Here is a 2,536-nt window from a genome sequence, read left to right as displayed (position 1 = left end):
TCGAGATGGGAACAACGAGCTCTCGGGAGCACCCGGGAGGGAATGTTCTTACGGTGCAGTCCAACTCCGCCATGCCATCTTGTCACCGCCACGAGCGTTTCCGCATGACTCGTGGGAGCCGCACCGGACGCTCCCGCGAGCTACCCGTGTCTCCTCCTTCTGGGCCCCTCGGCCGCCCGCCGCCACGCGAGTGGAAGGTGCCCGGTCCCCGGGCAACACGGATTGGGGTCGACGAGAACGGGTACGGGCGCAGCGGGAGCGGTTTGGGATCCGGCCGCTGGTCACGTGCCCACCGCGCATGGGCAGCCCGCTCTGGAGTTGTCATGGACTGGTTCATTGCCGAGAACAGCTGGCTGGCCCGTACGCTCTTCCAGCGGTCGTTGGCGGCGGTCTACCTGGTCGCCTTCGTCGTCGCCGCCAACCAGTACAGGGCCCTGCTCGGCGAACGCGGCCTCACGCCGGCGCGGCGGTTCGTCGAGAGTACGTCGTTCCGGCGGTCGCCGAGTCTCCTTCACCTCTACCACTCCGACCGGGCGTTCCTCGGCGTCGCGTGGGGCGGCGCCGCGCTCTCCCTGGCCACGGTGGCGGGGCTCACCGATGCCATACCGCTGGCGCCGGCGATGCTCGTCTGGGGCGTGCTGTGGCTGCTCTACCTCTCGATCGTCAACGTCGGCCAGCGCTGGTACGGCTTCGGCTGGGAGTCGCTGCTGCTCGAGACGGGATTCCTGGCCATCTTCCTCGGCAACACCGACACCGAACCGCCGATCCTCACGCTCTACCTGTTGTGGTGGCTGCTCTTCCGCCTCGAGTTCGGCGCCGGTCTGATCAAGCTGCGCGGTGACCAGTGCTGGCGCGACCTGACCTGCCTGTACTACCACCACGAGACCCAGCCGATGCCCGGACCGTTCAGCTGGTACTTCCACCATCTCCCCCGGCCGCTCCATCGCGTCGAGGTGCTCGCCAACCACTTCACCCAGCTGGTCGTCCCGCTCGCTCTGTTCGCACCCCAGCCGGTGTCGGGAACCGCCGCAACCGTGATGATCGTGACGCAGCTGTGGCTCGTGATCAGCGGCAACTTCTCCTGGCTCAACTGGCTCGCCATCGTGCTCGCCTGCTCCGCGCTCCCCGACAGCTGGCTGGCCCCAGTCCTGCCGGGCTCCGCAGACCACGCGGCGGGAGCCGAGACACCCGTGGCATTCGTGGTCGCCGTGTGCGTGGTCACCGCAGCTGTCGCGGTGCTCAGCTACTGGCCCGTGGCGAACATGCTCTCGCGCAACCAGCGGATGAACACCTCGTTCAACCGTTGGCACCTGGTCAACTCCTACGGCGCCTTCGGCAGTGTGACCAAGACCCGCTACGAGATCGTCATCGAGGGCACCCACGACGAGCACCTCACCCAGCACACGACCTGGCAGGAGTACGAGTTCAAGGGAAAGCCGGGTGACCCGGGCCGCCGGCCGCGGCAGTTCGCTCCGTACCACCTGCGCCTCGACTGGCTGATGTGGTTTGCCGCGCTCTCCCCCAGCTATGCCGAGCCGTGGTTCCGCACCCTCGCGCAACGGCTCCTGGAGGGCGATCGGCACGTGTCGCGGCTACTGCGGCGCGACCCGTTCTCCGGCAACCCGCCACGCTTCGTTCGCGCGCTGCTCTACCGCTACCGATTCACGACCCGCGCCGAGCACAAGCAGACGCGCGACTGGTGGGTACGCGAGCCCGTCGGCGAGTTCCTGCCACCAGTCACCCTGAGGCGTGTCCCTCATGCGACGACCTTCGGGCCGCCGCGGATCATTCCCTGACGTTGACGCGGCTTTTCGGGGTCTCTAGCGTTGCCAACCTCACGCGCACGCGTTCGTGAGTCGACGACTCGGAGATGGGGACCCGACATGACGTCCAACCTCTATGCGGTGACCTTTGACGCGCACGATCCGGCTCTGCTCGCACGATTCTGGGCCGGCGTCCTGGGCTGGGACATGACCGACGAGGACGACGGTTTCGAGCTCGTGCCGGACGACGGCACGGCGTACCGGATCGGCATCTTCCCGAGCCGGGAGCAGAAGGCCGGGCAGAACCAGATGCACTTCGACCTGACGAGCACATCCCTCGAGCACCAGGAGCAGACGGTGGCCAGGGCGCTCGAGCTCGGCGCCCAGCACATCGACATCGGCCAGACGCCGGACGACGGCCACGTGGTGCTGGCCGACCCGGAGGGCAACGAGTTCTGTGTCATCGAACCCGGCAACAACTTCCTCGCGGACACCGGCGTCATCGGCGCGATCAACTGCGACGGCACGCAGGAGGTCGGGTACTTCTGGAGCGCGGCGCTGGGCTGGCCGTTGGTCTGGGACCAGGACGAAGAGACCGCGATCCAGTCGCCGCTCGGCGGCTCGAAGATGGCCTGGGGCGGGCCGCCCGTCGCCCCGAAGACCGGGAAGAACCGCCTGCACCTCGACATCGCTCCCCCGGCCGGTGTCGACCAGCAGGCGGAGGTCGATCGGCTGGTCTCACTCGGCGCGACGCGAATCGACATCGGGCAGGG

Annotated in this window: 2 protein-coding genes; both read left to right on the top strand. The window is 68.0% G+C overall.

Annotated features, from left to right (window positions below):
- The first annotated feature begins 323 nt into the window (after positions 1-323).
- On the top strand, positions 324-1,796 hold the full coding sequence (locus V6M46_RS18610) for a lipase maturation factor family protein (protein WP_332667858.1): 1,473 nt from the start codon (positions 324-326) through the stop codon (positions 1,794-1,796).
- Between the two features lie 87 nt (positions 1,797-1,883).
- The coding region (locus V6M46_RS18605; RefSeq protein ID WP_332667856.1) for a VOC family protein at positions 1,884-2,536 on the top strand (653 nt) is incomplete at its 3' end.

It is taken from the genome of Aeromicrobium sp., from assembly GCF_036676885.1.
In the GTDB taxonomy this organism is placed as follows: domain Bacteria; phylum Actinomycetota; class Actinomycetes; order Propionibacteriales; family Nocardioidaceae; genus Aeromicrobium.
The sequence above is the reverse complement of the archived record's forward strand: the minus strand, read 5'-3'. Positions and strand labels throughout refer to the sequence as shown.

What these genes read in the sequence shown, in the direction of transcription:
- V6M46_RS18610 (WP_332667858.1), top strand. Translation starts at nt 324, where the DNA reads ATGGACTGGTTCATTGCCGAGAACAGCTGGCTGGCCCGTACGCTCTTC.